This window comes from Mesorhizobium sp. RSR565B (assembly GCF_054719465.1).
In genome coordinates this window covers 2,448,316-2,471,371 of the sequence record NZ_JBTTIE010000001.1, presented here as the reverse complement: position 1 = coordinate 2,471,371, position 23,056 = coordinate 2,448,316, and the positions used below count along the sequence as shown (strand labels likewise).

Genomic DNA, 23,056 nt, shown 5'->3' with positions numbered 1-23,056 from the left:
CTGACAATGGCGGCATGCAGGAATTTCTCATCCCGGCAAAACCCGACCTCCAGGCAGCGCGCGAAAGCTGGCTGAAGATGCTGGCGCGCGAGCGCCGGCTGGCGCCGGCGACCGTCGAAGCCTATGAGCGCGACACGCGCCAGTTCCTGCATTTCCTCACAGGGCATTGCGGCGGCTCGCCTGGTCTTTCCGACATCGCCACTCTGCGCCCGGCCGATCTGCGCGGCTTTCTTGCCGCGCGGCGCAACGCCGGCGCCGGCGCCCGCACGCTCGGACGCGGCCTCGCCGGCATCCGCTCGCTGCTGCGCTTCCTCGAACGGCGCGGTCTCGCCAATGCCGCCGGTGCCGCTGCGTTGCGCGCGCCGCGCCAGCCGAAATCGCTGCCCAAGCCGCTGACCGCCAGCGATGCCAAACATGTCGTGTCGGTGGAAGGCCAGCTGGCTGAAGAGCCCTGGATCGCCGCCCGCAACGCCGCCGTGCTGACGCTGCTTTATGGATCGGGCCTGCGCATTTCCGAAGCGCTGGGCCTCAGCGCCGCCGACCTGGCATCGGAAGCCGACACCGTGCTGCGCGTCACCGGCAAGGGTGGCAAGACACGGCTGGTGCCGGTGCTGCCGGTGGCGCTCAGGGCAATCGCCGAATACCGAAAACTGTGTCCCTATCATCTCGATCCCAAGGGCCTGCTGTTTCGCGGCGCCCGCGGCGGGCCGCTCAACCCGGCCATCGTCCAGCGCGACATGGCCAGGCTGCGCTCGGCGCTGAACCTGCCCGACACCGCGACGCCGCACGCGTTGCGCCATTCCTTCGCCACCCATCTGCTCGGGCGCGGCGGCGACCTGCGCACCATCCAGGAACTGCTCGGCCACGCCAGCCTGTCAACGACGCAGGTCTATACCGGCGTCGACACCGCAAGACTGCTCGAGATTTACGAATCCGCCCATCCCCGCGCGTGACACTGTATTAGTCCAGGACAATTTCCCCACGTCGGTTAACCGTTTCGCCGCTTTTCAGTCCTAGAACCGCACCATGAAACGCGCCCTTGCCATCGCCGACCGCGCCGCCCTTGTGTCGCTGAAGCTGCTCGTCGCGCTCAACGCCCTGTTTTTCCTGTCTTTCCTCATCGTGCTGCTGCTTGCCATGGGCAGGGCGCATGCCGAAGCCCCGGCCTGCGCCGGCGCCGATCTGCTGTCGGCCCTGCAGAAGGAAGACCCCGCCACCTATTCCAGGATCGAGACGGAAGCAGCAGCGACGCTGAACGGCAAGGGCCTGTTGTGGAAGCTGGAGAAATCAGGCGAAAAGCCATCCTTCCTGTTCGGCACCATGCACATGACCGACCCGCGCGTGACCACTCTGCCGCCGGCAGCCAGGAAAGCCTATGACGCTGCCGGCACCATCATCATCGAGACCACCGACGTGCTCGACAAGCAGAAGATGATGGAGGCCATGCTCAAGGAACCCGAGCTGATGATGTTCACCGACAACACGACGTTGTCGTCGCTGTTGTCGGCGGAGGATGCGGCGGTGGTGAACAAAGGGCTCGATGCGCGCGGCATTCCGCCGGCGAGCGTCTCCAAGATGAAGCCGTGGCTGCTGTCGGCCATGGTCGCGCTGCCGGTCTGTGAGGTCGCCCGTCAGGCAGGCGGCGCACCGGTTCTCGACGTCAAGCTGGCGCAGGACGCCAAGGCTAATGGCAAGCCGGTGGAAGGGTTGGAGACCGCAGCCAGCCAGCTGCGCGCCATGGCCTCGCTGCCGCTTGCGTTCCACATCAAGGGGCTGGTCGAGACCCTGAAGCTCGGCGACAAGATAAACGACATCAACGAAACCATGATCGTGCTTTACCAGCGCGGCGACACCGGCACCTTCTGGCCGCTGTTGCGTTCGATCTCGCCCGACGAAGACGACGCAGGTTACGCCGAATTCGACCGGACGATGATCACCGGCCGCAACAAGGTCATGGCCGACCATGCCGCACGGATCCTGGCCAAGGGCAATGCCTTCATGGCCGTCGGCGCCATGCATCTTCCCGGCCCCGAAGGCCTGGTCGAGGATTTTCGCAAGGCCGGCTATACCGTCACCGCCGTCGACTGAGCAGCGCCCGTCTTGAATACCGAATCACGTAAGCCGGCTCTGTGCGGTGCGCAACTGATTCGCAAAGCGGAGGCGGTTGGCCCTATTTTTGGCGGAAAAGGCCAGCTAAGCTCGTTCTACCTCGTTCGTGATTGATTTTGCGGGGGAAATACAGGCCAACAAGCGGTTGCGAATCAGAATTTTCCTGCGTTCGTCAATTTGAAGGCCTAGTATGAACCCGTTCAACGGTTGCGCGTTGAGGGGTGTTGATTGATGCTTTTCATCCACGGAGGACACTTTTATGGCGAACCCTAACGATCCAGCGCCCAGGTCGGGTGGTGGCAGCGGCTGGCTGATTGCGCTGGTCGTCGTCATCCTTGCGATTGTCGCGTACTATGTTTTCGGCAGAAGCGGCGAACATCCTGCGCCCGCAGAGCCGCCGGCAGCCAGCACACCGGCGCCCGCACCTGCACCGGCTGAGCCGATGAAGCCCGCCGAACCGGCTCCCGCACCAGCCCCTGCGCCCGCACCGGCTCCTGCGCCAGCCCCGGCGCCCGCGCCTGCTCCGGCGCCGAGCCCATAATCTGGCCAACTGATCTGGCATCTTGATTCCAACCAAGAACGGCCCGCTGAAAAGCGGGCCGTTTTGTTTGGGTGCCTATCAGCGAGCGTCGCGAATTCTTCACCGCCCCTCTGTGCTGCCGGACATCTCTCCTCAAGGGGGAGATCGGCTGTCTCACGAACAGCGCCGGGTTAGAAACGTGAGAAACTTGAAAGCTCGCGACGCGGCGGTGAAGTCCAATCTCCCCCCTTGAGGGGGAGATTGGCCGGCAGGACACAGGGGGGTGCTGTCCCTCCAGCGTTTCCCTAAATATGGATCGGCTTGAAGAACGTCGCCAGCGCCGCTTCCTTGACCGCTTCCGACATTGTCGGATGCGCGTGGCAGGTGCGGGCGAGGTCTTCGGATGAGCCGCCGAATTCCATCAGCACCGCCGCCTCATGAATCATCTCGCCGGCGCCGAAGCCGACAATGTGGACGCCGAGCACGCGGTCGCTGGCTTTGTCGGCGAGGATCTTCACGAAGCCGTCTGTGTGCAGCATGGCGCGCGCGCGGCCGTTGGCGGTGAACGGGAATTTGCCGGTTTTGTATTCGATGCCGGCCTTCCTCAGCTCTTCCTCTGTCTTGCCGACCGAAGCGATTTCCGGGCTGGTGTAGACGACGCTCGGGATGACGTCGTAGTTCACATGGCCGGCCTGGCCGGCAATGGTCTCGGCCACCGCCACGCCTTCGTCCTCGGCTTTGTGCGCCAGCATCGGTCCGGCGATGACATCGCCGATGGCGTAGATGCCGGCGACGTTTGTCCTGAGATGGCTGTCGATCTTGACCCGGCCGCGCTCGTCGACCTCGACGCCGGCTTCCTTCAGTCCAAGGCTGTCCGAATATGCGCGGCGTCCGGTCGAGATCAGCACCGCGTCGGCCTCGATGGTCTCGGCCGCCCCGCCCTTGACCGGTTCGAAGGTGACGGTCGCGCCCTTCTTGGCCTTGGCAACGCCGGTCACCTTGGCGCCGAGCTTGAACTCGAAACCCTGCTTCGAAAGCAGGCGTTGGAACTGCTTGGAAACCTCGCCGTCCATGCCGCCCAGGATGGTGTCGAGGAATTCAACCACGGTGACCTTGGCGCCGAGCCGCGCCCATACCGAGCCAAGCTCCAGCCCGATGACGCCGCCGCCGACCACCACCAGATGGCCAGGCACTTTCTCCAGCGACAGCGCTCCGGTCGACGACAGGATCACCTTCTCGTCGATGCCGACCTTGACGCCGGGAATGCCGGCGACATCGGAGCCGGTGGCAATGACGATGTTCTTGGTCTCGATCTCCTCGACCTTGCCGTCCTCGCCCGACACCGACACTTTGCCGGCGGCGACCACCTTGCCGGTGCCGCGGAACGAGTCGATCTTGTTCTTCTTGAACAGGAAGGCGACGCCGTTGACGTTGGCCGAAACGGTCGCATCCTTGTGCGCCATCATCTTCTTCAGATTGAGTTTCGGCGCCGGTATCTCGACGCCCAGCGTATCGAAGGAATGGCCCGCTTCGGCGAACATCTCCGAGGCATAAAGCAGCGCCTTGGACGGGATGCAGCCGATGTTGAGGCAAGTGCCGCCGAAGGTCGCGTTCTTCTCGACCACCGCGACCTTCAGCCCGAGCTGCGCCGCCTTGATGGCGCAGACATAGCCGCCCGGTCCCGATCCGATGATAACGACGTCATAAGCCATGATGGGTGTCCTTCTTGCCTAGAGGATGATGCCGAAAAGTGTGAAGCGGTTTTCGGAGAACATCATGCTTTATCCCTTTGATTTGTGGCCTTCAGCGGCCGCCGCTGACATTCAGGATCGCGCCCGTCGTATAGGACGCCTCATCCGACAAAAGATAGAGAACCGCATGCGCGACTTCATCGGCCGTGCCGGCGCGTTTCATCGGCAGCATGTCGCGGAACCGCTCGACCCGGTCCGGCTGGCCGCCCGAGGCGTGGATCTCGGTGTCGATGATGCCCGGCCGTATCGCGTTGACGCGCACGCCTTCGGTCGCGACTTCGCGCGCCAGGCCGAGCGTAAAAGTGTCGATCGCCGCCTTGGACGCTGCATAGTCGGCATATTCGCCGGGCGAGCCGTGTAGCGACGCCGCCGACGATATATTGACGATGGCGCCGCCCTGGCCGCCATGCTTGCTCGACATGCGTTTGACCGCTTCGCGCGCGCACAGGAACGAGCCGATGACGTTGATGCGCATCATGCGCTCCAGCCGCGCCAGGCTCATCTCATCGACGCGCGCCTTGACGTCGACGATTCCGGCATTGTTGACCAGGGCGTCGAGCCGGCCATAGGCGCTATCGACGGCTTCGAACACGGCGACGATGTCAGCCTCGACGCCGACATCGCCCTTGACCGCTATCGCTTCACCGCCACCGACCTCGATCTCGGCGACCAGCGCCTGGGCCGCGGCCTCGTTTGCGGCATAGTTGACCGCGACGCGGTAGCCGGCCTTCGCCGCAAGCCGGCAAGTGGCCGCACCAATGCCGCGGCTGCCGCCGGTGACCAGAAGCACTTTTTGCGATGCACTCATTCCTGGCAGCCCTTCAGCAGAAACACATCCCACGGCAGTTTCGAGAAGCCTTTCGGACCGAAGGCCGACGACATCTGCAGCGACGGGCCGAGATCGGGGAAGATCAGGCTCTGCGGCGCGTCCGTGCTTTCGGCTGCCAACAGCGCAATGTTGCCCTTGTCGTCGGCGCTGTAGACGACACCCTGCCACACCGTGCAGCCGGCAAGCTCGTCACCGGTGACGTCGCCGGTCGGGCATTTGTACATCAGCGATCCGTGCGGCCGCGAAACGCCCGATGTCCACATGACGATGCCGTCGAGAACGATGCCCTTGTCGAGCACCATCTTGAACGAGTTGGTGACGGTGACCGCATCCGTCGTCGGCCGGAAATCAATGCCGGCCTCGCTCTCGGCATCGCCATAAACGGCAAGGGCCAGAGGGCAGGCGGCGTGTGCGGGGATCGGCGTCGCCACCGCTGCTGCTAGCGACAGGGCCAGAACACGCTGCGAAATGCGGAAGGACCGGATTGTCATTCGTCGCCCTGAACATCCCGGTCGACAAGGAAGACCGCTGCTAGAAAGTAATCTATCTCAAAGACAATTTTCGCATCCCCGTCCACCGGAATGGTGTTGATCTCATACTTGAGGGTCAAATAGCGGGAGCCTTCCGACAGTTCGATATAGATGTCGCGCTCATCGCCGCCACCGATTGCCCAATTGAACTCAGGCTTGTTCAGGACCTGCAGCGCTTTCGGCAACGCGTGAAATGCAATCGGGTCGTTGCCAGCCAGAATGGTTGGATGTCTTCCCAGATTGAGTTCGAAATCGCCGCGCCAGGTCGCCATCATGCCATTGAGTGCCAAGGCGGTCTTGGAAGGCTCGACGCTGATCGATCGCAAGCGAAAATCGGGGCTGAAGAAGAATTCGCAATTGGCGCCATAGATACACCACGCGGACTCCGTGTCCCCGTGGCGATAATGACCGTCCACCCGCACATCCTCCGCGTCGATCAGTTGTCGAACCGCCTCACGGCTGCTTTTGCCGAGTTCGAGAGGACCCGCGCGGCCAGTCGTCAGGAGTTCGAACAGGTCGATCGGCTGGGCGGGCTCGGCCATCCCGGATCACTCACAGATCGAGCACCAGCCGTTCGGGATCCTCCAGGCTATCCTTGACGCGGACCAGGAAGGTCACGGCTTCCTTGCCGTCGACGATACGGTGATCGTAGCTCAGCGCCAAGTACATCATCGGCCGGATCACGATCTGGCCGCCGACCACGACCGGCCGGTCCTGGATCTTGTGCATGCCCAAAATGCCGGACTGCGGCGCATTGAGGATCGGCGTCGACATCAGTGAGCCGTAAACGCCGCCATTGGAGATGGTGAACGTACCACCCTGCATGTCGGCGACCGACAGCTTGCCGTCCCGCGCGGCAATGCCCAGCCGGCCGATATCCTTTTCGATCTCGGCAATCGACATTTGGTCGGCATTGCGCACCACTGGCACGACGAGACCCTTTTCGGTGCCGACGGCAACGCCGATATGGGCATAGTTCTTGAAGATGATGTCGGTGCCGTCGATCTCGGCATTGACCGAGGGGATTTCCTTCAATGCGTGCGTAACCGCTTTGGTGAAGAAGCCCATGAAGCCGAGCTTCACGCCGTGCTTCTTCTCGAAGATGTCCTTGTACTTGGTCCTGAGCGCCATCACCGCCGACATGTCGACCTCGTTGAAGGTGGTCAGCATGGCGGCGGTCGACTGCGCTTCCTTGAGCCGGCGCGCAATGGTCTGGCGCAGCTTGGTCATGCGCACGCGCTCCTCGCGCGACGCATCGTCGCCCGAGGACGGCGCACGCACGGCGACCGGAGCCGGTGCGGCCTTCGGAATTTCGGCCGGCTGCGACGGCGCGCCCTTGGAAATCGCGTCGAGCACGTCGCCCTTCAGCACCTGGCCGCGCTTGCCCGAGCCAGAAACCTGGTCGACCGACAGATTGTTCTCGGCGATCAGCTTTGCGGCAGCTGGCGCCGGCGGCATTGTGCGCGGCTCGACCGGCCCGGCATCGCCGGCTATCTTGGCGGTCTCGGCCGCGGCCTGCTTGGTCGTATGTGCCGCGTCGGGGCTCGACGCCTGCGACACAGCTTGCGGCTTGGTCTCCTGCTTGGACGCCGGGGCGGCCGTGGCGACGCCTGCCGAGATCGAACCCAGCAACGCGCCGACGCCGACGGTCTCGCCTTCCTTGGCGGTGATCTCGCCCAGCGTGCCGGCGGCGGCGGCAGGCACCTCCACCGTCACCTTGTCGGTTTCGAGCTCGACCAGCGGCTCGTCGACGGCAATGGCATCGCCGACCTTCTTGAACCACTTGCCTATGGTCGCCTCGGTGACGGATTCGCCGAGAGTGGGAACGCGGATTTCGGTAGCCATTGTGCCTGTTCCGTTTCTTCTCTGTCTGTTCTATTCGCCGGGTTTGTTCTATTCGCCGAGCGCGTCTTCGAGCAGGGCGGCGAGCTGCGCCAAATGCTTCGACATCAAGCCGGTCGCCGGCGATGCCGCCGCAGGACGTCCGGTATAGCGCACCCGCTGGTGCTTGGCGTCGATATGCGCCAGCACCCATTCCAGATACGGATCGATGAACGACCAGGCGCCCATATTCTTGGGTTCCTCCTGGCACCACACCATCTCGGCATTGCGGAAGCGCGACAGTTCGGTGATCAGCGCCTTGGCCGGGAACGGATAGAGCTGTTCGACGCGCAAGAGATAGATGTCGTTGATGCCGCGCTTCTCGCGTTCCTCGTACAGGTCGTAATAGACCTTGCCCGAGCACAGCACGACGCGGCGGATTTTGGAATCCTTGGTGAGCTTGATCGCCTGGTTCTGCAACAGCTGGGCGTCGTCCCACAACAGCCGGTGGAACGAGCTTTCGCCCGAAATCTCCGGCAGCGTCGACACTGCCCGCTTGTGGCGCAGCAGCGACTTCGGCGTCATCAGGATCAGCGGCTTGCGGAAGTCGCGCTTCAGTTGCCGGCGCAATATGTGGAAGTAGTTTGCCGGCGTGGTGCAGTTGGCGACTTGCATATTGTCTTCGGCGCAGAGCTGCAGGAAACGCTCGAGCCGGGCCGAGGAATGTTCCGGCCCCTGGCCCTCATAGCCATGCGGCAGCAGGCAGACCAGGCCCGACATGCGCAGCCACTTGCGCTCGCCCGACGAGATAAACTGGTCGAACACCACCTGGGCGCCGTTGGCGAAATCGCCGAACTGCGCTTCCCAGAGCGTCAGCGCCTTAGGCTCGGCCAGGCTGTAGCCATACTCGAAGCCGAGCACCGCCTCTTCCGACAGCATCGAGTTGATGACTTCGTAGCCGGCCTGTGCGGCCGAGAGATTGTTGAGCGGGATGTAGCGGGTCTCGTCGCGCTGGTCGTAGAGCACGGAATGGCGCTGCGAGAAGGTGCCGCGTTCTGAATCCTGGCCGGAGAGCCGGATCGGATTGCCGTCGAGCAGGATGGCGCCGAAGGCCAGCGCCTCGGCCGTCGACCAGTCGATGCCTTCGCCGGAGTCGATCGCCTGGCGGCGGTTTTCGAGGAAGCGGATGATGGTCTTGTGCGCCTCGAAACCTTTCGGCACCTCGGTCAGTTTCTTGCCGATGTCCTTCAGCACCTTGACCGGCACGGCGGTCTTGCCGCGGCGCTGTTCGTCCTGGTTGTCGGCGGTGCGCAAACCAGACCAGGCGCCGTCCAGCCAGTCGGCCTTGTTGGGCTTGTAGTGCTGGCCGACTTCCCATTCGGACTCCAGATGGGCGCGCCAGTCGGCCTTCATCTTGTCGAGTTCGGCCTGGCTGATATGGCCCTCGGCGATCAGCCGGTCGCCATAGATCTGCACCGTCGTCTTGTGGTTGCGGATGTTGGCGTACATGATCGGCTGCGTGAAGGCCGGTTCGTCGCCCTCATTGTGGCCGAAGCGGCGATAGCAGAACATGTCCACCACCACCGGCTTGTGGAACTTCATGCGAAATTCGATCGCCACCTTGGTGGCATGCACCACCGCTTCCGGGTCGTCGCCATTGACGTGGAAGATCGGCGCCTCGATCATCTTGGCGACGTCGGACGGATAGGGCGACGAGCGCGAGAAGCGCGGATTGGTGGTGAAGCCGATCTGGTTGTTGATGATGAAATGCAGCGTGCCGGCGACGCGGTGGCCGCGCAACCCCGACAGGCCGAGGATTTCGGCAATCACACCTTGGCCGGCAAAGGCGGCATCGCCATGCAGAAGCAGCGGCAGCACCTTGGCGCGCTCTTCCAGCGGCACGATCTCCTCGCGGCTGCGGCCGAACAGATAGTCCTGCTTGGCGCGCGCCTTGCCCATCACAACCGGATCGACGATTTCCAGATGCGAGGGATTGGCGGTCAGCGACAGATGCACCTTGTTGCCGTCGAATTCGCGGTCCGACGAGGCGCCGAGATGGTACTTGACGTCGCCCGAGCCCTCGACCTCGTCAGGAGCGGCCGAGCCGCCCTTGAATTCGTGGAAGATGGCGCGATGCGGTTTGGCCATCACCTGGGACAGCACGTTCAGCCGGCCGCGATGCGCCATGCCGAGCACGATCTCCTTCATGCCGAGCTGGCCGCCGCGCTTGATGATCTGCTCCAGCGCCGGGATCAGGCCTTCGCTGCCATCGAGGCCGAAGCGCTTGGTACCCTTGTACTTGACATCGATGAACTGCTCGAAGCCTTCGGCCTCGACCAGCTTCTGCAGGATCGCTTTTTTTCCCGTAGCGGTGAAGGAAATCTCCTTGTCGGCACCCTCGATGCGCGCCTGGATCCAGGCCTTCTCCTCGGGATCGGAAATGTGCATGAACTCGACACCGAGCGTCGAGCAATAGGTGCGGGTCAGGATCTCCAGCATCTGCCGGATGGTGCCGAATTCGAGGCCGAGCACATTGTCGAGGAAGATCGGCCGGTCGTAGTCGGCTGCGGTAAAACCGTAATTTTCCGGCGACAGTTCGTTATAGTCCTCAAGCGGCTTGGCGATGCCGAGCGGGTCGAGATTGGCGTGCAGATGGCCGCGCATGCGGAAGGCGCGGATCATCATGATGGCGCGCACCGAATCGCGCGTCGCCTGATGCACGTCGGCATCCGACAGCACGACGCCATTGGTGACCGCCTTGTCCTTGACCTTCTTTTCCAGATGCTTCTCGACGATGCCCCAATTGCCGTCGAGCGCCGACACCAGTTCGCCATTGGCCTGCAGCGGCCAGGACGGCTTTGCCCAGGAAGCGCCCTTGGCGTTCTTGCGCACATCGCCGGCGTCGTCCTTCAGCCCGGCGAAGAAGTCCTGCCATTCGGGGTTTACCGACTCTGGATCATCCTCATAGGAGGCGTACAGCGCGTCGATATAGTCGGCATTGCCGCCATACAGGAAAGAGGTGAGCGAAAATTGGTCGTTGGCCTGATCTTGTCTTGCCATTTTTGTCCGCGGAGCCTGGCTCCGTCTCCTTTTCAAAAGCGAATAGTGAGTAGCGAATAGCGAGTAGGGATTTTTCCCGGGTCGCGCCGTTACTCTCTTTTCCCTATTCGCTATTCACTACTCGCTACTCACTTGGCCTTGATCGCCTCGACCAGCGTCGTGCCCAGACGCGCCGGCGATGACGATACTTTAATGCCGGCCGATTCCATCGCCGCGATCTTGTCTTCCGCGCCGCCCTTGCCGCCGGATATGACCGCGCCCGCATGGCCCATGGTGCGACCGGCCGGCGCGGTGCGCCCGGCGATGAAGCCGGCCATCGGTTTCCTGCGGCCGCGCTTGGCCTCGTCCTTGAGGAACTGCGCGGCGTCTTCCTCGGCCGAACCGCCGATCTCGCCGATCATGATGATCGACTTGGTCTCGTCGTCGGCGAGGAACATTTCGAGCATGTCGATGAACTCGGTGCCTTTGACGGGGTCGCCGCCGATACCGACGGCGGTGGTCTGGCCGAGGCCGACATTGGTGGTCTGGAACACTGCCTCATAGGTAAGCGTTCCCGAGCGCGAAACAACGCCGACCGAGCCCTTGCGGAAGATGTTGCCGGGCATGATACCGATCTTGCATTCGTCGGGGGTGAGCACGCCGGGGCAGTTCGGGCCGATCAGCCGCGAGGTCGAGCGGTCGAGCCGCGCCTTGACCCTAACCATGTCCATCACCGGAATGCCTTCGGTGATGCAGACGATCAGCGGGATCTCGGCTTCGATGGCTTCGAGGATGGCTTCGGCGGCGCCCGCCGGCGGCACATAGACCACCGAGGCATTGGCGCCGGTCTTTTCCTTGCCCTCGGCAACGGAACCGAAGATCGGCAGGTTTTCGCCCTTGGCGCCGGTCCAGGTCTCGCCACCCTTCTTGGGATGGATGCCGCCGACCATCCTGGTGCCGTGATAGGCCAAGGCCTGCTCGGTGTGGAACGTGCCGGTCTTGCCGGTCAGGCCCTGAACCAGCACCTTGGTGTTCTTGTCGATGAGAATGGACATCGGAGCCCTTTTCTAAAAACCGTTGATCGAGGAAGGCGAAACGCGCCGGTAGACGCCGCTCACCATGTCTTGCCAGCTGTCGCTGCCGGCAGGTTTGAAATGCAGTCGCATCCGGTAGGCATCGGGAGTGTCGAAAATATACGTCACGCGCGCTGAGCCGCGCGGCGATGACCGCTCCAGAATCAGTTCTGCGCCGTTCCATGCACCTGTGGCCGGCGAGGCCGGCATAAAACCCATGGAATCGAACTGATGCATGGTGACGAGGCTGTTTGGCTGGTCGAAGCCGAACACTGAGTGCGACCCGAACGAGACCGTGCCGTCGCGGCGCTGGCGATAGCGCTGCACCACGAACAGGCCGCCGAACTGCGCCTCCGCCAGCACCTCCGACGTCGCCGTGCCGCCATCGGCCCATTGCGTTTCCGCCACCTCTTCCTCGCCGCGCCACGCGCCGACCAGCGCCTGCAGGCGCTGGTGATCGGCCGAGAGCGAGGAAAAGGAAGCCGCGTTCATGGTCAGAGCCGCTTCAGGTCGGTGACGGTGAGGTCGCTCTTGGCATTGCCGGTGTTGAGCGTCGTTGCCGGCTCGAACATCAGCACCACGGGCTCGGCGGTCAGCGACCGCGGCCGGTGCTCGACACCCCTTGGCACGACGATGAAGTCGCCCTCGCCGAGCTCGACCGGACCGTCGCGAAAATCGATGGCGATGCGTCCGCGCAGCACGAGAAAGGCCTCGTCCTCATGCTCATGTGCATGCCAGTCGAAGGTCTCGCCGAACTTGGCGACCTTCGCCTGGCTGTCATTGACGTCGCCGGCGATATGCGGATCGAAGACCTTGGTGATCGTTCGATCCGCCGCCTCGACCAGGTTTATCTTGCTCGGAGGCATTCGCCTTCAGCCCTTCACCGCCGCCACGATCTTCTTGGCTGCGTCGTCGAGATCGTCGGCCGACACGACGTTGAGGCCGCTGTCGTTGATGATCTTCTTGCCGAGTTCGGCGTTTGTGCCTTCGAGGCGCACCACCAACGGCACTTCCAGGCCGACTTCCTTGACCGCGGCAATCACGCCCTCGGCGATGATGTCGCACTTCATGATGCCGCCGAAGATGTTGATCAAAATGCCTTTGACCGCCGGATCCCGGGTGATGATCTTGAACGCCGCCGTCACCTTCTCCTTCGACGCGCCACCGCCGACATCGAGGAAGTTGGCGGGTTCGGCGCCGTAGAGCTTGATGATGTCCATCGTCGCCATGGCAAGGCCGGCGCCGTTGACCATGCAGCCGATATTGCCGTCGAGCGCGACATAGGCGAGGTCGTATTTCGACGCCTCGATCTCCTTCTCGTCCTCTTCGGTGGTGTCGCGCAATTCCATCAGTTCGGGGTGGCGAAACAGCGCGTTGTTGTCGAACGACACCTTGGCGTCCAGCACGCGCAGGGGGCCGTTTTTCATCACGATCAGCGGGTTGACCTCGAGCAGGCTCATGTCCTTCTCGACAAAGGCCTTGTAGAGGATCGGGAACAGCGTGCCGGCATCCTTGGCGGCATCGCCGTTTAGTCCCAGCGCTTCCACCAATATGTCGACGTCGATGGTCGTCACGCCGGCCAGCGGATCGATGGCGCGGGTGATGATCTTGTCCGGTGTGTCGTGGGCGACGCCTTCAATGTCCATGCCGCCCTCGGTCGAGACGACGAAAGCGATGCGGCCGACCGAGCGGTCGACCAGGATCGACAGATAAAGCTCGCGCTCGATGTCGGCGCCGTCCTCGATATAAAGACGGTTGACCTGCTTGCCGGCGGGGCCGGTCTGCTTGGTCACCAGCGTGTGGCCGAGCATCTCATTGGCGTTGGCAACGACTTCGGCAACCGACTTAGCCAGCCGCACGCCGCCCTTTGCGTCGGGCGACAGTTCCTTGAACTTCCCCTTGCCGCGGCCACCGGCGTGGATCTGGCTCTTCACCACATAGAGCGGGCCGGGCAGCGCTTGTGCCGCGGCTTCCGCCTCGCTTGCCTTGAACACCGGCACGCCTTCGGCCACCGGCGCACCAAACGACTTCAGCAGCGCCTTGCCTTGATATTCATGGATGTTCATCTGGATGGTCTCCGGATCGGCTGCTTTGGGGGATTACTTCGAGGCGAGGTGCGGGGCGATCTTGACGCAAGCCTCGGTCAGGCCCTGCACTGTCGCCACCGAAGCGTCGAACATCTTCTGCTCGGCCTTGTTGAGGTCGATCTCGATGATGCGCTCGACGCCGCCGGCGCCGATCACAACGGGAACGCCGACATAGGTGCCCTTGACGCCATACTGGCCCGAGAGATGCGCCGCGCAAGGCAGCACGCGCTTCTTGTCCTTGAGGTAGGATTCGGCCATCGAGATCGCCGAGGCGGCTGGCGCGTAGAAGGCCGAGCCGGTCTTGAGCAGACCGACGATCTCGGCGCCGCCGTCGCGGGTGCGCTGGACGATCTGGTCGAGCTTTTCCTTCGAGGTCCAGCCCATCTTGATGAGATCGGGCAACGGAATGCCTGACACAGTGGAGTAGCGGATCATCGGCACCATGGAATCGCCGTGGCCGCCGAGCACGAAGGCGGTAACGTCCTCGACCGAGACCTTGAATTCCTCGGCGAGGAAATAGCGGAAGCGCGCGCTGTCGAGCACGCCGGCCATGCCGACGACATGGGTCTTGGGCAGGCCGGAAAACTTCTGCAGCGCCCAGACCATGGCGTCGAGCGGGTTGGTGATGCAGATGACGAAGGCCTTGGGTGCATATTTCTTCAGCCCGGCGCCGACCTGTTCCATGACCTTGAGGTTGATGCCCAGCAGATCGTCGCGGCTCATGCCTGGCTTGCGCGGCACGCCCGCGGTGACGATGCAAACGTCGGCGCCCTCGATGCCGGCATAATCATTGACGCCGGTCAGCCGGGAATCAAAACCGTCGACCGGCGACGACTGCGCGATATCGAGCCCCTTGCCTTGCGGAATGCCCTCGGCAATATCGAACAGCACCACGTCGCCGAGGTCCTTGAGGCCGATCATGTGAGCGAGCGTGCCGCCGATCATGCCGGAGCCGATGAGCGCTATCTTGTTGCGTGCCATGTGAGGAAATTTTCCCTTTGTCTGTGACGACGCCCAAAATCCCTGGCGATCTGTTGACGGCGTCGAGGAAGAGGCCGGAATGCTATGGTCTCAGCTAGATTTCGCCGCATCCAGTAGCCCCGGTGGAAAATATATTCAATCGATTATTTTCGGGTGAATGATTTCAATCGGTTAGAAACATTGGGACTTACGTAAACGTCAAGGTTTGTAGGCCGACTTGAGAGGTTTTATACAATGAACGCGGAAATCAGAAGACTCTGTCCAGGCGATGACGCCCTTGTGAAGCGCATCGCCGAAGACGTGTTCGACGAGCCGGTGCGGGCCGACAGGCTTGCCGCTTACCTCGCCTCGCCGGGTCATTTAATGATTGTCGCGCTGGCAGACGGCGTCGTCGTCGGCCAATGCGCTGCCATCATCCACCGCCATCCCGACAAGGTGACCGAACTCTACATCGACGAAGTCGGCGTCTCGCCGGCCTTCCAGCGCCATGGCATCGCGCGAAAGATGCTCGACGCCATGTTCGCGCTCGGCCGCGAGCAGGGATGCGGCGAAGCCTGGGTCGGCACCGAACCGGACAATGTTCCAGCGCGCTCGCTTTATGAATCGCGCGAGGAGGTGCATGGGCCGGCGGAGTCGTTTGTGATGTATGTGTACGAGCTTTAGGCGTCGGCGGGACAGCGCCCCCCCTCTGCCTTGCCAGGCATCTCCCCCACGAGAGGGGAGACCGGACGTCACGCGACCTTTCGCCAATCTCCAATGGCCGCAGGAATGAGCGGAGCGCCGAAACCGCCAATCTCCCCCCGTGTGGGGGAGATGTCCGGCAGGACAGAGGGGGGGGCGAAGGATCACTACATAATGACCTCTTGGAACCCTCAGACCTGCGCTTCCGCGTTGTCCTTCTGCCGTTCCGCCCAGTCCTCCAGCCAGTCGCGGCTTTGCATCTCGATCAGCCGCGAGGCGGTGCGTTCGAATTCGAACACCTCGACGCCGCGCCTGGCCGTGTAAAGCTCAGGCGGGGGAGCCTCAGCGCTCACCACCAGCCGCGTGTGATGATCGTAGAGCGTGTCGATCAACAGGATGAAGCGCTTGGCCTCGTTGCGCTTGCCTTCGCCCAGCACCGGCACGTGATCGATGAAGACGGTCGAGAAGCGGCCGGCAATGGCCAGGAAATCGCGTGCGCCGAGCGGCTTTTCGCAGAGGTCGGCGAAGGAAAACCGCGCTGCATCCCCGGCGGCAGCCGGTATCCTCACTTGCCGCCCCTTGAGCGTCAGCGAGGTCTCGGCCGTCAGCGCTCCACGCGTCATCGCCTGCCAGGCCTCGTCGAGCACACGGTCGGCTTCGGCATCCGCCGGGGTGACATAAACCGGCGTGCGGGCGAGCTTTTCCAGCCTGTAGTCCTTGTCGGCATCAAGCGTCAGCACATGGGCGTGGCGCTCGAGAATGCTGATGAAGGGCAGGAAAAGCTGGCGGTTCAGCCCGTCGCGATAAAGGTCCTGCGGCGCGACATTCGAGGTGGCGACCAGAACCACGCCATTGGCGAACAGCGCCGAAAACAGCCGCGACAGGACCATCGCATCGGCAATGTCGGTGACCGAAAACTCATCGAAGCACAGCACCCAGGCCTGTTCGGCAAGCTGAAGCGCGACCGGCGGGATCGGGTCGTCCTCCTTGACGTCGCCGTTCTTGCGCGCCTGCCGGTGCTTCTGGATGCGGTCCTGCACATCGGCCATGAAGTCGTTGAAATGAACGCGGCGCTTGCGCCTGACCGGCAACAGCTCGAAGAACATATCCATCAGCATGGTCTTGCCGCGACCGACGCCGCCATGAATGTAGAGGCCCTTGACGACCTCGCGCGTCTCGCGCTTGCGGGCAAACAGCCAGCCGAGCGCGCTCGACTTGTGCGCCAGCCGCTTGACCGAGATCTCGTCGGTCAGCCGGTCGAGCGCGGCGGCGATGCGCTCCTGCGCAGGATCGCGCTCGATGGCGCCGGTTGCGACCAGATGGTCGTAGCGCTGCCTGACGGTCGCATGGGTCTGGAGGCCGTCACGCAGATGCATCGGTCACGTCACTTACTTTGAGCGGATTGCTCCAGGAAAGATCAGGGTGTGTTGCGGTTCAGGTCAGGCCGAGCCGAGAATGGTGGCTCCTGAGAACCGGAGCGGAGCGTACTTAAGTACGCACCGGAAGCGCAGGAAGCCGCCGTTCGCAGGCCGGCCTCACCTGAATATCAGCATACCCTGCCTACCTTGTAAGCGATATCGGCAAGCCGTTGGTAGTCTGGCCGTCGAATTTCGAACCGCCCGAGGAATAGAGCCGCGCCAGCGTGCCGCCATTCTCGTCATAGAGCGTCAGCTGCTTGCCGGCGACGTTCCACGATTTGATGCCGTCGATGGGCGGCGGGCAATGCAGCGGCCCGGCGCGGAAGCCGGCGCCGAATTTGGTCTGCGGCGTCGCCACCTTGCAGCTCTGTCCGGACACGCTGGCGTTCCAGACGCCGGCAACGCTCGCAGCGGTAAGGTCGGAGGCTCCGGCCGGCGCCGATCCGTCCGGCGGCAGCGAGGCGACCTGCGCGCCTGCCGGCGCGGTCGGGAATTGCGATGGGTCGGTGGTGCCCGGCGCTGCCGGGGGCGGCAGTTGGCTTCCGCTCACCGTGCCGGCGGGCGCGGGCTGCAGCGGGGCGGGCTGCTGGTCATCCATCGATGAAAAACGCGAGGTCGAACAGCCGCTCGCAACGAGCGCTGCCAGCGATACGGCCATCAGCCCGCTTCTCGAAAAAATCATTCAAACCTCCGTCGGATCCGGCTGGGGGGGGGGAAGCCGTCCGCACAATCTCACCCCTCACCAAGATGGAGAAGGTGGCGAAATTTCAACCCGATATGGTTAAAATAGGGTTTGCACCACGAATTGTTGTAAATTTGTCGCAAAATGGCTGGCGGACAAAAGGCATGTCTTCGCTCTAGCGCGGTTCCAACCGGTACATTGGTTGCGAAAGCGGCACCGGAGCCCGCAGCAGGTCGGCGCATCGGCGGTCGAGCGCAACTGCCGGCGCAAAACTGACTGAAGCGCTTGAGGCGCAAGGCCTGGCGCGTGAGCGGTTTCGCGCCTTGCGTCCGGGCGAGGTTTGGGACGTTCCCGAGATCGAGCGCGGCTGGAGTCTGCATTTGGCCGTTTACGGCACTGCCATTTTAGCCGATGGTCTATCGCAACAGGGGGAACAGATGAAATCAATCTTGGCAGTTTTGATCGCGCTGGTAATTTCGACGCCGGCCGCTTTCGCGGGTGAAATCACCGATCGCGCCGCTGAAGCCGAAAAGGCACTGCAGGCGGGTGATGGCGCCGGCGCGCTGGACAAATTCCGCAGCGCCGAGGACGCTCTGTGGCAAGCGATGCCGCTTGGCGTGCAAAATGTGAAGCATATCATGTCGGCCAGCGGGTTCGGCGCCTACGCCGAGCGCCCGAACCATGTCTACAAGCCGGGCGAAGAGATTGTGCTTTATATGGAGCCGGTCGGTTACGGCTACGGCTCGGATGGGCTCGGCAACAACCAGATCGCGCTTTACGTTGACCTTACCGTGCTTTCCCAGTCGGGCGAGAAGCTGGGAACCGTCGAAAAGCTTGGCCGGGTCCAGCTCGCCTCGCGCTCGCATAACCGAGAGATGTTCTTCAAATTAAACGTCTCCCTGGATGGCGTTCCCCCCGGCAAATACCGAGCGGATTTCCTCATGCATGACGAGAACTCGCAAAAGGCGGCGCCTTTCACGACCGACTTCGAGATTGCCGAATAGCGCGCCCAGTCGGAAAGAGCATCGCGGCAACGGAACCAGAGCGCCGCAGATGCGTTCTTAAGCCGGCTGCAGGCCAGTCAATTTGCGAGGCATTGTCCATGATCAAATGGATCATCATTCTTCTCATCGTTGCTGCCGCCGCCAGCCTGCTCGGCATGCCGGCGCTGGCCGGTGCCGCCGCCACCGGCGCGCGCGTGCTGATCGGCATCGTTCTCGTCATCTTCCTGCTGATCGTGCTCGGCGTTTTCGCGGTAACCTAAACGCAGCCCACACTGGTAATTCCCGCCCGTTTCCGCCATATAGCGGCGAAACGTACAGGAAATTACCTCAGATCATGGCAGGCACTGCCCCCTTCGCCAAGATGAACGGCATCGGCAACGAAATCATCGTCGCCGACATGCGTGGCCGTGCCGATAGGGTCACGGCGGCGTCGGCTGTCGCGCTGAACGCCGATGCGGCGACCAGGTTCGACCAGATCATGGCGGTCCACGATTCGCGCACGCCGGGCACCGCCTTTTACATCGACATCTTGAATTCCGACGGCTCGGGCGCGCAGGCCTGCGGCAACGGCATGCGCTGTGTCGTCCAGGCGCTGGCCGCCGAAACCGGCCAGAAGACTTTCACCTTCGAGACCCGCGCCGGCATCCTCAACGCCGTCGAACATGCCGACGGCACCATCTCGGTCGACATGGGCACTCCGCGCTTTGGCTGGCAGGACATTCCGCTGGCCGAGGAATTCCGCGACACCCGCATGATCGAGTTGCAGATCGGCCCCATCGACGCGCCGGTGCTGCATTCGCCTTCGGCTCTCTCGATGGGCAACCCTCACGCTATCTTCTGGGTCGACAACGATGTCTGGTCCTACGAACTCGAGCGTTTCGGCCCGCTGCTCGAAAACCATCCGATCTTCCCCGAGCGCGCCAACATCACCATCGCCCAGGTAACGTCGCCGGAGACGATGATCATCCGCACCTGGGAGCGCGGCGCCGGCCTGACCAAGGCTTGCGGCTCGGCCGCTTGCGCTTCCGTCGTCGCCGCTGCCCGCACCCGGCGCACCGGCCGCAGCGTTACGCTGATGACGCCCGGCGGCGGCTCGCTGCATGTGGAATGGCGCGACGACGACCACGTCATCCTGACCGGCGCTGCCGAATGGGAGTTTTCCGGCAATTTCGATCCGTCGACCGGCACCTGGGCCCGCGACACCGAAAGCGCGGCCTGATGTCTGCACTTGCCGATACCAAGGGCCCCAACTCCCAAGGCATAGACGTCGTCACCTTTGGCTGCCGTCTCAACACCTATGAATCCGAAGTGATGCGCCGCGAGGCCGAAAGCGCAGGTCTCGGCGCGCTCAAAGGCGGCGCCATTATCTTCAACACCTGCGCCGTCACCGCCGAAGCGGTGCGCCAGGCCAGGCAGTCGATCAGAAGGGCCCGCCGCGAAAATCCGGCGGCGCGCATCATCGTCACCGGCTGCGCCGCGCAAACCGAACCGCAGAATTTTGCCGCCATGGACGAGGTCGACCTCGTGCTTGGCAACGAAGAGAAGCTGAAGGCCAACTCCTACCGCGCGCTGCCGGATTTCGGCGTCAACGACACCGAGAAGGCGCGCGTCAACGACATTTTCTCGGTGCGCGAGACCGCCGGTCATATGGTGGACGCCATCGAGGGCCGGGCGCGCGCTTTCGTGCAGGTGCAGAATGGCTGCGACCACCGCTGCACCTTCTGCATCATCCCCTACGGCCGCGGCAATTCGCGCTCGGTGCCGATGGGCGCCGTGGTCGAGCAGGTCAAGCGTCTGGCCGGCAACGGCTATGCCGAGATCGTGCTGACCGGCGTCGACATGACCTCTTTCGGCGCCGACCTGCCGGGCGCGCCGAAGCTGGGAAAGCTGGTGAAGACCATCCTGAAGCAGGTGCCTGACGTGAAGCGGCTGCGGCTGTCCTCCATCGATTCGATCGAAGCCGACGACGATCTGCTGGACGCCATCGCCACCGAGCCCAGGCTGATGCCGCATCTGCATCTGTCGCTGCAATCAGGTGACGACATGATCCTGAAGCGCATGAAGCGCAGGCATTTGCGCGACCAGTCGATCCGCTTCTGCGAGGATGTGCGCAAGCTGCGCCCCGAAATCGTCTTCGGCGCCGACATCATCGCCGGCTTCCCGACCGAGACCGAGGAAATGTTTCAGAATTCGATAAAGATCGTCGAGGAATGTGGGCTGACGCACCTGCATGTCTTCCCGTTTTCGCCGCGCGAAGGCACGCCCGCCGCGCGCATGCCGCAGGTCCGCCGCGAATTGGTCAAGCAGCGCGCGGCCCAGCTGCGCGCCGTCGGCGAGGCCGCCTATCGCCGCCATTTGTCGTCGCTCCCGGGAACGCGCCAGTCGATCCTGGTCGAGCGCGACGGCCTCGGCCGCACCGAAGGGTTCACGCTTGCCGCGCTAGGCACAGGCGCGCCGGGCGAGATCGTCGAGGCAGACATCACCGGCCATGATGGGGCGCGCCTGATAGCCTCGCCCCTCACTGCCCGCGCCGCCTGAGACGATTGAAGCATGGCCGGTTTTTTCAAGAACATATTTTCGTTCGGCAAGAAGGAAGGCGTCGAGGAGCGCATCGACGAAACCGCTCCCCTGCCGCCGATCAAATGGGATGCGCTTGAGGCGCTGAAGCCGGCGGCCGAGCAGGTCGTTCCGGAGTTCTTGAAGCGCGAGGAGCCCGAGCCGCCGACGCCCCACCCTCCCCTCGATGGGGAGGGTCGCCACGAAGTGGCGGAGAGGGGTGAGAGCGCCGACGCCGGCGCCACTCACCCCCAAGCTTCGCTTGTGGCCTCCCCCATCGAGGGGGAGGTAAAGCCTGCGCCGCAGTCGGCGCCAGAAGAACCGAAGCCCGAACCCGCGCCGACCATCCCGCCCGCGCCGGAACCGGTCGTCCCATCCGAGCCGGAACCGTTGCCGGAGCCCGCGCCGGAAGAAGCCCCCGAACCTGAGACGCCTGCCGAGCCGCCGGAGCCCGAGGAAGTTCCCGCGCCGCCGGCTGTTCCGAAGCCCGCGCCCGAACCGCAGCCGCAAGAAGTTCCGGCCGCACCGGCCAAGCCGGAGGTTGAACCAGCGCGCCCGGAGAGGCAGCCGGAACCGGCCCCCGTTGAAGTACCAACGCCTGCCGAGGAGCCGGCCGAAGCACCAGCGCCGATCGAAGTGCCGCAACCGTCCGCGCCTCCCGCACAGCCTACCTCAGAGGTCAGCGCCGCCCCGCCTGCCGGCACCTTCTCCCCGTATAGCCACGGGGAGAAGGACGAGGCGCCCCACCCTCCCCTCGATGGGGAGGGTCGACGCGAAGCGGCGGGGTGGGGTGATGGCGCCGACGCCAGCGCAAATCACCCTCACCCCCAAGCTTCGCTTGGGACCTCCCCCATCAAGGGGGAGGTAAAGCGCACGTCGGTTGAAGCTGTACCCGCGCCGGTCGAAGCCAAGACCATCGTTGCCGAGCTAGCGCCCGCGCCGGCCGCGCAACCTTCGCCACAGTCAAAACCAGCTCCCGGCAAAGTCACCGTCACCAAAAAGGTCGAGCAGAAAGCCGAGCCGCAAAAGGCGCCCGAACCGGCGCCGCGACGCTCCTGGTTCCAGCGCATGCGCGACGGGCTTGCCCGCTCCTCGAAAGAACTCACCGGCAACATTGCCGGCGTCTTCACCAAGCGAAAGCTCGACGAAGAGACGCTACAGGACCTCGAAGACGTGCTGATCCGCGCCGATCTCGGCATGGAAACAGCCTTGCGCGTCACCGATGCGCTCGCCGCCAGCCGCTATGGCAAGGATGTCTCCGACGCGGATGTCCGCACCATCATGGCGGCCGAGGTGGAGAAGGTGCTGGCCCATGTCGCCATGCCGCTGGAGCTCGACCTGTCGCACAAGCCGCATGTCATTCTGGTGGTCGGCGTCAACGGCACCGGCAAGACCACGACCATCGGCAAGCTCGCCGCCAAACTTACCGATGGTGGCCTGTCGGTGATGCTGGCCGCCGGCGATACCTTTCGCGCTGCAGCCATCGAGCAGCTGAAGATCTGGGGCGAGAGGACGAAGTCGCCGGTCATCGCCTCGAAGATAGGCGCGGATGCCGCCGGCCTCGCCTACGACGCTTTCGAACGCGCCAAGGAGGCCGGCTCCGACGTGCTGATCATCGACACCGCCGGCCGGCTGCAAAACAAGACCGAACTGATGGCGGAGCTGGAAAAGATCGTGCGCGTGCTGGGCAAGCTCGATCCGGAAGCGCCGCATACCGTGCTGCAGACGGTCGACGCCACCACCGGCCAGAATGCGCTCAATCAGGTCGAGATCTTCCGCAATGTCGCCGGCGTCAACGGCCTGGTGATGACCAAGCTGGACGGCACGGCGCGCGGCGGTATTCTGGTCGCGATCGCGGCAAAGCACAAACTGCCGGTCTACTTCATCGGCGTCGGCGAACAGGTCGACGACCTCGAACCATTCTCGGCCGGCGAATTCGCCAGGGCGATCGCCGGCGTAGCGTAACAGGCAATGA

21 protein-coding genes are annotated in these 23,056 nt (G+C 63.5%); 8 read left to right on the top strand and 13 right to left on the bottom strand.

Annotated elements, in window-relative coordinates:
- Window positions 1–14: 14 nt before the first annotated feature.
- Window positions 15–953, top strand: coding sequence for a tyrosine recombinase XerC (locus tag ACYG9R_RS12010; protein ID WP_023747380.1), 939 nt, complete (start codon window positions 15–17; stop codon window positions 951–953).
- A 73-nt stretch (window positions 954–1,026) separates the two neighbouring features.
- Complete coding sequence (locus ACYG9R_RS12005; protein WP_023726046.1) at window positions 1,027–2,088, top strand: TraB/GumN family protein; 1,062 nt, start codon at window positions 1,027–1,029, stop codon at window positions 2,086–2,088.
- A gap of 846 nt (window positions 2,089–2,934) precedes the next feature.
- Here ACYG9R_RS12005 and lpdA read toward each other — a convergent pair.
- From lpdA to mdh, 11 genes are all read right to left on the bottom strand, one after another.
- Window positions 2,935–4,341: a dihydrolipoyl dehydrogenase gene (lpdA, locus tag ACYG9R_RS12000; protein WP_023824354.1), complete on the bottom strand. Its 1,407-nt coding sequence runs from the start codon at window positions 4,339–4,341 to the stop codon at window positions 2,935–2,937.
- A 91-nt stretch (window positions 4,342–4,432) separates the two neighbouring features.
- Window positions 4,433–5,188: an SDR family oxidoreductase gene (locus ACYG9R_RS11995; protein ID WP_023726044.1), complete on the bottom strand. Its 756-nt coding sequence runs from the start codon at window positions 5,186–5,188 to the stop codon at window positions 4,433–4,435.
- A complete protein-coding gene (locus tag ACYG9R_RS11990) occupies window positions 5,185–5,700 on the bottom strand; it encodes a hypothetical protein (RefSeq protein WP_023824355.1) in 516 nt (171 codons plus the stop codon). Before ACYG9R_RS11990 ends, ACYG9R_RS11995 begins: the two co-directional genes overlap by 4 nt.
- Window positions 5,697–6,281, bottom strand: a complete 585-nt coding sequence (locus ACYG9R_RS11985; protein WP_023702620.1) for a hypothetical protein — start codon at window positions 6,279–6,281, stop codon at window positions 5,697–5,699. Before ACYG9R_RS11985 ends, ACYG9R_RS11990 begins: the two co-directional genes overlap by 4 nt.
- Before the next feature lie 10 nt (window positions 6,282–6,291).
- Window positions 6,292–7,584: a 2-oxoglutarate dehydrogenase complex dihydrolipoyllysine-residue succinyltransferase gene (odhB, locus tag ACYG9R_RS11980; protein ID WP_023683869.1), complete on the bottom strand. Its 1,293-nt coding sequence runs from the start codon at window positions 7,582–7,584 to the stop codon at window positions 6,292–6,294.
- 48 nt (window positions 7,585–7,632) lie between these two features.
- Window positions 7,633–10,620, bottom strand: a complete 2,988-nt coding sequence (locus tag ACYG9R_RS11975) for a 2-oxoglutarate dehydrogenase E1 component (protein WP_023670536.1) — start codon at window positions 10,618–10,620, stop codon at window positions 7,633–7,635.
- Between the two features lie 128 nt (window positions 10,621–10,748).
- Window positions 10,749–11,654: a succinate--CoA ligase subunit alpha gene (gene sucD / locus ACYG9R_RS11970; RefSeq protein WP_023824356.1), complete on the bottom strand. Its 906-nt coding sequence runs from the start codon at window positions 11,652–11,654 to the stop codon at window positions 10,749–10,751.
- Between the two features lie 12 nt (window positions 11,655–11,666).
- Entirely contained in the window at window positions 11,667–12,164 is a 498-nt protein-coding gene (locus ACYG9R_RS11965) for a DUF1579 family protein (RefSeq protein WP_023752711.1), read from the bottom strand.
- A 2-nt stretch (window positions 12,165–12,166) separates the two neighbouring features.
- Window positions 12,167–12,538: a cupin domain-containing protein gene (locus ACYG9R_RS11960; protein ID WP_023824357.1), complete on the bottom strand. Its 372-nt coding sequence runs from the start codon at window positions 12,536–12,538 to the stop codon at window positions 12,167–12,169.
- A 6-nt stretch (window positions 12,539–12,544) separates the two neighbouring features.
- Window positions 12,545–13,738, bottom strand: coding sequence for an ADP-forming succinate--CoA ligase subunit beta (gene sucC, locus ACYG9R_RS11955; RefSeq protein WP_023824358.1), 1,194 nt, complete (start codon window positions 13,736–13,738; stop codon window positions 12,545–12,547).
- Window positions 13,739–13,771: 33 nt separating this feature from the next.
- Window positions 13,772–14,740, bottom strand: a complete 969-nt coding sequence (gene mdh, locus ACYG9R_RS11950; RefSeq protein ID WP_023670541.1) for a malate dehydrogenase — start codon at window positions 14,738–14,740, stop codon at window positions 13,772–13,774.
- 234 nt (window positions 14,741–14,974) lie between these two features.
- Here mdh and ACYG9R_RS11945 point away from each other — a divergent pair, with 234 nt between their 5' ends.
- Window positions 14,975–15,403 carry a GNAT family N-acetyltransferase gene (locus ACYG9R_RS11945; protein WP_023824359.1) on the top strand — a complete coding sequence of 143 codons (429 nt, stop codon included), beginning with the start codon at window positions 14,975–14,977 and terminating at the stop codon, window positions 15,401–15,403.
- Between the two features lie 209 nt (window positions 15,404–15,612).
- Here ACYG9R_RS11945 and zapE read toward each other — a convergent pair whose 3' ends face one another.
- Together zapE and ACYG9R_RS11935 are read right to left on the bottom strand one after the other, a co-directional pair.
- Window positions 15,613–16,797 carry a cell division protein ZapE gene (zapE, locus tag ACYG9R_RS11940; protein ID WP_023699243.1) on the bottom strand — a complete coding sequence of 395 codons (1,185 nt, stop codon included), beginning with the start codon at window positions 16,795–16,797 and terminating at the stop codon, window positions 15,613–15,615.
- A gap of 184 nt (window positions 16,798–16,981) precedes the next feature.
- Window positions 16,982–17,521, bottom strand: coding sequence for a protease inhibitor Inh/omp19 family protein (locus tag ACYG9R_RS11935; RefSeq protein ID WP_023687689.1), 540 nt, complete (start codon window positions 17,519–17,521; stop codon window positions 16,982–16,984).
- 380 nt (window positions 17,522–17,901) lie between these two features.
- On the opposite strand from ACYG9R_RS11935, the gene ACYG9R_RS11930 reads away from it, so the two are divergent.
- From ACYG9R_RS11930 to ftsY, 5 genes are all read left to right on the top strand, one after another.
- On the top strand, window positions 17,902–18,525 hold the full coding sequence (locus tag ACYG9R_RS11930; protein ID WP_460221824.1) for a hypothetical protein: 624 nt from the start codon (window positions 17,902–17,904) through the stop codon (window positions 18,523–18,525).
- A 98-nt stretch (window positions 18,526–18,623) separates the two neighbouring features.
- Entirely contained in the window at window positions 18,624–18,785 is a 162-nt protein-coding gene (locus tag ACYG9R_RS11925; RefSeq protein ID WP_023683859.1) for a DUF1328 family protein, read from the top strand.
- 74 nt (window positions 18,786–18,859) lie between these two features.
- Window positions 18,860–19,744, top strand: coding sequence for a diaminopimelate epimerase (dapF, locus tag ACYG9R_RS11920; protein ID WP_023683858.1), 885 nt, complete (start codon window positions 18,860–18,862; stop codon window positions 19,742–19,744).
- Entirely contained in the window at window positions 19,744–21,063 is a 1,320-nt protein-coding gene (mtaB, locus tag ACYG9R_RS11915) for a tRNA (N(6)-L-threonylcarbamoyladenosine(37)-C(2))-methylthiotransferase MtaB (protein WP_023683857.1), read from the top strand. The genes dapF and mtaB overlap by 1 nt, the downstream gene beginning before the upstream one ends.
- A 12-nt stretch (window positions 21,064–21,075) precedes the next feature.
- Window positions 21,076–23,046, top strand: coding sequence for a signal recognition particle-docking protein FtsY (gene ftsY, locus ACYG9R_RS11910; protein ID WP_023824361.1), 1,971 nt, complete (start codon window positions 21,076–21,078; stop codon window positions 23,044–23,046).
- Window positions 23,047–23,056 lie beyond the last annotated feature (10 nt).